Consider the following 7515-nt stretch of genomic DNA (forward strand, 5'->3'; position numbering starts at 1 on the left):
AGTGGACGCGTAGCAGCTTAGTAGTCAAGTCCTCGGCCTATTAGTACCGGTCAACTGAACCCGTTACCGGGCTTACATTTCCGGCCTATCAACCCAGTCGTCTAGCTGGGGGCCTTACCCCACCAAGGTGGGTGGGATACCTCATCTTGAAGCGAGCTTCCCGCTTAGATGCTTTCAGCGGTTATCCCTTCCGAACGTAGCTAACCAGCCGTGCCCCTGGCGGGACAACTGGCACACCAGAGGTTCGTCCGTCCCGGTCCTCTCGTACTAGGGACAGCCCTTCTCAAGTATCCTACGCGCACGGCGGATAGGGACCGAACTGTCTCACGACGTTCTAAACCCAGCTCGCGTACCGCTTTAATGGGCGAACAGCCCAACCCTTGGGACCTGCTACAGCCCCAGGATGCGACGAGCCGACATCGAGGTGCCAAACCATCCCGTCGATATGGACTCTTGGGGAAGATCAGCCTGTTATCCCCGGGGTACCTTTTATCCGTTGAGCGACACCGCTTCCACTCGCAAGTGCCGGATCACTAGTCCCGACTTTCGTCCCTGCTCGACCTGTCAGTCTCACAGTCAAGCTCCCTTGTGTACTTGCACTCAACACCTGATTGCCAACCAGGCTGAGGGAACCTTTGGGCGCCTCCGTTACCCTTTAGGAGGCAACCGCCCCAGTTAAACTACCCACCAGACACTGTCCCTGAACCGGATAACGGTCCGAAGTTAGATACCCAAATCAACCAGAGTGGTATTTCAAGATTGCCTCCACCCATACTGGCGTATGGACTTCACCGGCTCCCACCTATCCTACACAAGCTAATTCGGATACCAATGTCAAGCTATAGTAAAGGTCCCGGGGTCTTTCCGTCCTGCCGCGCGTAACGAGCATCTTTACTCGTAATGCAATTTCGCCGGGCCTGTGGTTGAGACAGTGGGGAAGTCGTTACGCCATTCGTGCAGGTCGGAACTTACCCGACAAGGAATTTCGCTACCTTAGGATGGTTATAGTTACCACCGCCGTTTACTGGCGCTTAAGTTCTCCGCTTCGCCCCGAAGAGCTAACAGGTCCCCTTAACGTTCCAGCACCGGGCAGGCGTCAGTCCATATACATCGAATTACTTCTTCGCATGGACCTGTGTTTTTAGTAAACAGTCGCTTCCCCCTGCTCTCTGCGGCCATACAACGCTCCACCCGCGTGGGGCTTCACGTCTCCGGCCCCCCTTCTCCCTAAGTTACGGGGGCAATTTGCCGAGTTCCTTAACCACAGTTCGCCCGATCGCCTCGGTATTCTCTACCTGACCACCTGTGTCGGTTTGGGGTACGGGCCGCTAAGAACTCGCTAGAGGCTTTTCTCGGCAGCATAGGATCACTGACTTCACCTGAATCGGCTCGGCATCACGTCTCAGCCTTCATGTGTTGCGGATTTGCCTACAACACGGCCTACACGCTTACCCCGGCACAACCACCGGCCGGGCTCAGCTACCTTCCTGCGTCACCCCATCGCTTGACTACTACCCGCCAGGTTCCCACGCTCCCCCAGTTTGGTCCGAAGACCGCCCCAAGTTCGGGTGGTTAGCACAACGAGGTTCATCAGGGACGCTCTTTCGCGGGTACGGGAATATCAACCCGTTGTCCATCGACTACGCCTCTCGGCCTCGCCTTAGGTCCCGACTCACCCAGGGCGGATTAGCCTGGCCCTGGAACCCTTGGTCATCCGGCGGAAGGGTTTCTCACCCTTCTTTCGCTACTCATGCCTGCATTCTCACTCGTGCCGCGTCCACAACTGGGTCACCCCGCTGCTTCACCCCCGGCACGACGCTCCCCTACCCCATCCACACACCTGCACAAGGAATCAAGTCCAAGCGAGGTAAAAATGTGAATGCCACAGCTTCGGCGGTGTGCTTGAGCCCCGCTACATTGTCGGCGCGGAACCACTTGACCAGTGAGCTATTACGCACTCTTTAAAGGGTGGCTGCTTCTAAGCCAACCTCCTGGTTGTCTATGCGACCCCACATCCTTTTCCACTTAGCACACGCTTAGGGGCCTTAGCTGGTGATCTGGGCTGTTTCCCTCTCGACTACGAAGCTTATCCCCCGCAGTCTCACTGCCGCGCTCTCACTTACCGGCATTCGGAGTTTGGCTGATTTCGGTAAGCTTGTGGGCCCCCTAGACCATCCAGTGCTCTACCTCCGGCAAGAAACACGCGACGCTGCACCTAAATGCATTTCGGGGAGAACCAGCTATCACGGAGTTTGATTGGCCTTTCACCCCTAACCACAGGTCATCCCCCAACTTTTCAACGTTGGTGGGTTCGGCCCTCCACGCGGTCTTACCCGCGCTTCAGCCTGCCCATGGCTAGATCACTCCGCTTCGGGTCTAGGACACGCGACTGAACGCCCTATTCAGACTCGCTTTCGCTACGGCTCCCCCACACGGGTTAACCTCGCCACATGCCACTAACTCGCAGGCTCATTCTTCAAAAGGCACGCCGTCACCCCGCAAGGCTCCGACGGATTGTAGGCGAACGGTTTCAGGTACTATTTCACTCCCCTCCCGGGGTACTTTTCACCATTCCCTCACGGTACTCGTCCGCTATCGGTCACCAGGAAGTATTTAGGCTTACCAGGTGGTCCTGGCAGATTCACGGCAGATTACAGGGGTCCGCCGCTACTCGGGAACACCCACAGAAGACCAGCCACTTTCACCTACCGGACTCTCACCGCCTACGGTCAGCCTTTCCAGACTGTTCGGCTAGCAACTGGCTTTGTAACTTCTCGAACAAGTGTCAGCTTGTTCAGCAGGGTCCCACAACCCCAAACCACGCAACCCCTGACAGGTATCACACGCAGCCGGTTTAGCCTCCAATCCGCTTTCGCTCGCCACTACTCACGGAATCACTATTTGTTTTCTCTTCCTACGGGTACTGAGATGTTTCACTTCCCCGCGTTCCCCCCACACACCCTATGTGTTCAGGTGTGGGTGACTGGACATGACTCCAGCCAGGTTTCCCCATTCGGACACCCTGGGATCACAGCTTGGTTGACAGCTCCCCCAGGCCTATCGCGGCCTCCCACGTCCTTCATCGGCTCCTGGTGCCAAGCATCCACCGTTCGCCCTTGACAACTTGAACCACAAAGATGCTCGCGTCCACTGTGCAATTCTCAACAAACGACCAACCCACAACCCACAGCCCCACACCAAAACCCGACAACCGCCGGCGGTATGCGAGACCAGGCCATGCCTGGCAACCAGCTCCACCCACAAGCGAAGCAATGGCTCCGAAAGAAACAACCAACGGTTGTTCTTTCAGGACCCAACAGGGTGCTCTGCATCCCTCCCCAGCCGCACCAACCCGACCGCTCCTACACCCGGGAGGCGTGTACTAGATCATCGTGGCCGTTGCCAGGAAAAAACTCGCCAGTGTCTCCGCCATTGAGCACCCCGACCCGACATTCGCAGGTCGCGGGCTCCTTGCACCCTTTCGGGTGAAGGTGCTCCTTAGAAAGGAGGTGATCCAGCCGCACCTTCCGGTACGGCTACCTGTTACGACTTCGTCCCAATCGCCAGCCCCACCTTCGACGGCTCCCTCCCACAAGGGTTGGGCCACCGGCTTCGGGTGTTGCCGACTTTCGTGACGTGACGGGCGGTGTGTACAAGGCCGGGAACGTATTCACCGCAGCGTTGCTGATCTGCGATTACTAGCGACTCCGACTTCACGGGGTCGAGTTGCAGACCCCGATCCGAACTGAGACCGGCTTTTTGGGATTCGCTCCACCTCACGGTAATCGCAGCCCATTGTACCGGCCATTGTAGCATGCGTGAAGCCCTGGACATAAGGGGCATGATGACTTGACGTCATCCCCACCTTCCTGCCGAGTTGACCCCGGCAGTCTTCGATGAGTCCCCGCCATAACGCGCTGGCAACATCGAACGAGGGTTGCGCTCGTTGCGGGACTTAACCCAACATCTCACGACACGAGCTGACGACAGCCATGCACCACCTGTGACCGCCCCCGAAGGACCTCACATCTCTGCGAGTTTTGCGGCCATGTCAAACCCAGGTAAGGTTCTTCGCGTTGCATCGAATTAATCCGCATGCTCCGCCGCTTGTGCGGGCCCCCGTCAATTCCTTTGAGTTTTAGCCTTGCGGCCGTACTCCCCAGGCGGGGCGCTTAATGCGTTAGCTGCGGCACAGGGAACCGGAGAGGCCCCCCACACCTAGCGCCCAACGTTTACAGCGTGGACTACCAGGGTATCTAATCCTGTTCGCTCCCCACGCTTTCGCTCCTCAGCGTCAGTATCGGCCCAGAGACCCGCCTTCGCCACCGGTGTTCCTCCTGATATCTGCGCATTTCACCGCTACACCAGGAATTCCAGTCTCCCCTACCGAACTCTAGCCTGCCCGTATCGACTGCAGGCCCGCAGTTGAGCTGCGGGTTTTCACAGTCGACGCGACAAGCCGCCTACGAGCTCTTTACGCCCAATAAATCCGGACAACGCTCGCGCCCTACGTCTTACCGCGGCTGCTGGCACGTAGTTGGCCGGCGCTTCTTCTGCAGGTACCGTCACTTACGCTTCGTCCCTGCTGAAAGAGGTTTACAACCCGAAGGCCGTCATCCCTCACGCGGCGTCGCTGCATCAGGCTTCCGCCCATTGTGCAATATTCCCCACTGCTGCCTCCCGTAGGAGTCTGGGCCGTGTCTCAGTCCCAGTGTGGCCGGTCGCCCTCTCAGGCCGGCTACCCGTCGTCGCCTTGGTAGGCCATCACCCCACCAACAAGCTGATAGGCCGCGAGCCCATCCCAGGCCGAAAAACTTTCCACCACCAACCATGCGACCGGTGGTCCTATTCGGTATTAGCCCCGGTTTCCCGGGGTTATCCCAAAGCCTAGGGCAGGTTGCTCACGTGTTACTCACCCGTTCGCCGCTCGAGTACCCCGAAGGGCCTTTCCGCTCGACTTGCATGTGTTAAGCACGCCGCCAGCGTTCGTCCTGAGCCAGGATCAAACTCTCCAACAAAAACTTGTTGAAACAGTCATCCCGGCAACAAAAAGTGTTGCCAAAGGAATCCAAGACCAACAAACCACGAATGGCTTGCCAGTCCGGGGTATAAATCAATTTGGCACTGGCTTATCAAGCACCCTGTTGAGTTCTCAAAGAACAACCACACACCGCCCGGAAACCCCACACCGTGGAGCCCCCGACCCGGGGCATTTCGTTCACCGCACCCGCCGCTTCCCGCGCCGGGCACTTTTACTACGTTACCCGCTGGTTTCCGCCGTGTCAAACCGCTTCGCAGCGGTCCGCACCACTTCGATCCCATTTCCGGGCACCACGCGACATCGGCTTCCGCCGTTGTCGATCGTGACTTCCGGCAGGCCGGCCGCTCTGCGGTCTCCCGCGAGCTCGCCCGGTTCCCTACCGGCGATGAACCATACCCGGTCGGTTCCGCCTCGCCAAATCCGCCTCTCGGCGGATCCGGGGGCACCGCCCGGTCCGGGTACCGGTGAGTGCAACACACCGGACCCGAAGCTCATTCCCGCGCCCGGCCTCCGGTGGCTTCGCCCCGGTTCGTCCGTTCCGCGCTGGCAGAGAGAAAGTTACGCCCCCGGCGGATCGATCGTCAAATCCACCGAGGGCGTCCCGCGTCACGTCGGGCGACGTACGGCTAACCGCGCAGCTCGACCCCGGCGAACGACCGCTTGCCGCGGCGCAGCACCAGGTACCGGCCGTGCAGCAGGTCGCCGGGGTCCACCGTGGCGTCGGTCTCGGTGACCCGGGTGTTGTTCACGTAGGCGCCGCCCTCGGCGATCACCCGGCGCGCCTCCTTGAGGCTCGGGACCAGCCCGGAGTCGCGCAGCAACCCGGCGACATCAGGCAGCTCGTCGACGTGGACCAGGCCGGCCTCGGTCAGCGCGGCCCGCAGCGTCGCCGGCGCCAGCTCGTCCAGCGAACCGCGGCCGAAGAGCGCCTGGCTCGCGGCCACCACCTGCGCCATCTCCCGCTCGCCGTGCACCAGCGTGGTCAGCTCCTCGGCCAGCGCCCGCTGCGCCGCCCGGGCCGCCGGCCGCTCGGCGGTCTCCTTCTCCAGCGCCTCCAGCTCCTCGCGGGAGCGGAAGCTGAAGTACCGCAGGTAGCGACTCACGTCCCGGTCGTCGACGTTGACCCAGAACTGGTAGAACGCGTACGGGCTGGTCATCTCGGGATCGAGCCAGATCGCGCCGCCCTCGGTCTTGCCGAACTTCGTGCCGTCGGACTTCGTCACCAGCGGCGTGGTGAACGCCTGCACCGGCCCGGCGCCGCGCCGGCGGATGTAGTCGACGCCGGCGGTGATGTTGCCCCACTGGTCCGAGCCGCCGAACTGGAGCTGGCAGCCGTGCCGGCGGTGCAGCTCGAAGAAGTCGTTCGCCTGGAGCAGCTGGTAGCTGAACTCGGTGAAGCTGATGCCGCTCTCCAGCCGCGCCCTGACCACCTCCCGGGCCAGCATCTTGTTGACCGGGAAGTGCTTGCCGACGTCGCGGAGGAACTCGACCACCGACATCTCACCGGTCCAGTCCAGGTTGTTGACCAGTTGCGCGGCGTTCTCCCCCTCGTACGAGACGAAGGGGGCGAGCTGGTCGCGGATCCGGGCCACCCAGCCGGCGACCACCTCGGGCGGGTTGAGGCTCCGCTCGGCGCTCTCCTTCGGGTCGCCGATCTGGCCGGTGGCGCCACCGACGAGCAGCAGCGGCCGGTGCCCGGCGAGTTGGAGCCGACGTGCCGTGGCGACCTGCATGAGATGGCCGACGTGCAGGCTCGGCGCGGTCGGGTCGAAGCCCACGTAGTAGGCGGCGGAGCCGCTGTCGAGCAGCGCACGCAGCTCGTCGAGGCCGGTGGAGTCCTGGATCAGGCCCCGCCACCGCAGGTCGTCGGTCAGGGAGTCCCGCCCGGGCGGCGGGGGGCTGCTGTCGGTCACGGTCACCGATTCTCCCCCATGAGCGGGGACGGAACGTACCGGGTTTGCCGGGCGGACGTCGGCGTAGGCTGGCGGCGCCGTGATCGAGGGAGGGAACGCCGTGGACATGCCGGATCTGACGGGCGGCTTCGTCGCCCTGCTCGGCCTCAAGCTCGACGAGGTCGACGGCGACCGGGTGGTGATCCGGTGGCAGGTCCGCCCGGAGCTGCACCAACCGTTCGGCATCCAGCACGGCGGCGTGTACTGCTCGGTGGTCGAGACGGCCGCCAGCATCGGCGGGTCGCTGTGGCTGGGCGAGCGCGGACGCGTCGTGGGCGTGTCGAACCAGACCGACTTCCTGCGCGCGGTGCGCGACGGCGAGCTGACCGCGGTGGGCACGCCCGTGCACCGGGGGCGCAGCCAGCAGCTCTGGCAGGTGGAGATCACCGACGCCGACGCCCGGCTCGTGGCCCGCGGCCAGGTCCGGCTGCAGAACCTCTACCCGGCCTGACCGGTCAGCTCCGGGCCTCGTCCAGCACGGCCTCGGCCTCGTCGGACGCCGGCTCGGCCCGCCGGCGCAGT

General features: G+C 62.1%; 2 protein-coding genes and 2 rRNA genes. 1 reads left to right on the forward strand and 3 read right to left on the reverse strand.

Going from position 1 to position 7515, the window contains the following annotated elements; translation table 11 throughout:
• Window positions 1-20 precede the first annotated feature (20 nt).
• From DER29_RS20735 to tyrS, 3 genes are all read right to left on the reverse strand, one after another.
• A 23S ribosomal RNA gene (locus tag DER29_RS20735) occupies window positions 21-3130 on the reverse strand.
• Window positions 3131-3502: 372 nt separating this feature from the next.
• Window positions 3503-5018 (reverse strand): 16S ribosomal RNA (locus DER29_RS20740).
• Together the 16S and 23S rRNA genes form the textbook arrangement of a ribosomal RNA operon.
• A gap of 649 nt (window positions 5019-5667) precedes the next feature.
• Window positions 5668-6954: a tyrosine--tRNA ligase gene (tyrS, locus tag DER29_RS20745; RefSeq protein WP_121399374.1), complete on the reverse strand. Its 1287-nt coding sequence runs from the start codon at window positions 6952-6954 to the stop codon at window positions 5668-5670.
• Between the two features lie 82 nt (window positions 6955-7036).
• On the opposite strand from tyrS, the gene DER29_RS20750 reads away from it, so the two are divergent.
• Window positions 7037-7444 (forward strand): PaaI family thioesterase, encoded by a 408-nt coding sequence (locus DER29_RS20750; RefSeq protein WP_199729486.1) that lies wholly within the window; start codon window positions 7037-7039, stop codon window positions 7442-7444.
• Window positions 7445-7515 lie beyond the last annotated feature (71 nt).

Origin of the sequence: Micromonospora sp. M71_S20 (assembly GCF_003664255.1) — a bacterium.
Taxonomy (GTDB): domain Bacteria; phylum Actinomycetota; class Actinomycetes; order Mycobacteriales; family Micromonosporaceae; genus Micromonospora.